Annotated in this window: 1 protein-coding gene; it reads right to left on the bottom strand. The window is 76.0% G+C overall.

The annotated features are described in order from the left end of the window. Positions 1-352, bottom strand: a 352-nt coding sequence (locus tag RM555_RS30850) for a type II secretion system F family protein (RefSeq protein ID WP_396888873.1), incomplete at its 3' end; no start/stop codon positions are given. Positions 353-450 lie beyond the last annotated feature (98 nt).

The following is a 450-nucleotide window of genomic DNA, read 5'->3' as shown; positions in this document are numbered from 1 at the left end:
CCGCCTCGGCGCGGTGCATGAGGCTGCGCGTCCACAGCCGGCCCGCGATGCTCAGTCCGGCCCCGGCGGCGAGCGCGATCCGCCCCCACACGGTGGTGAGCAGGGTGGTCACGGGGTCCGTGCCCATGAGCACGCCGAGCCCCAGGGCGAGGACGGGCAACCAGGACAGGGTGCGGACGGTGACGCGGGGCCCGGCCAGGGCGCTCTCGCGGGCGGCCTGGGCGTCCAGCTGCGACTCGAGGGACTCCGCGACCCCGGAGAGGGTCTGGGCGAGTGAGGAGCCGGAGCGTTCCGAGATCTCCCAGCACGCCGCGAGCTGGGCGCACACCGAGCGGGCCGTGGCGCCGAGCATGCGGTCCCCCACGGGGGCGGGCCTGCGGGCGAACTGACCGAGCGTCGTCGAGACCGGAATGCCCACGAGAGCCGCGGCGTGCACCTCCTGGCACACCC

The sequence above is a fragment of the Micromonospora reichwaldensis genome (genome assembly GCF_031845925.1).
GTDB classification, from domain to species: domain Bacteria; phylum Actinomycetota; class Actinomycetes; order Mycobacteriales; family Micromonosporaceae; genus Micromonospora; species Micromonospora reichwaldensis.
This window is presented reverse-complemented; position numbering and strand designations above follow the sequence as displayed.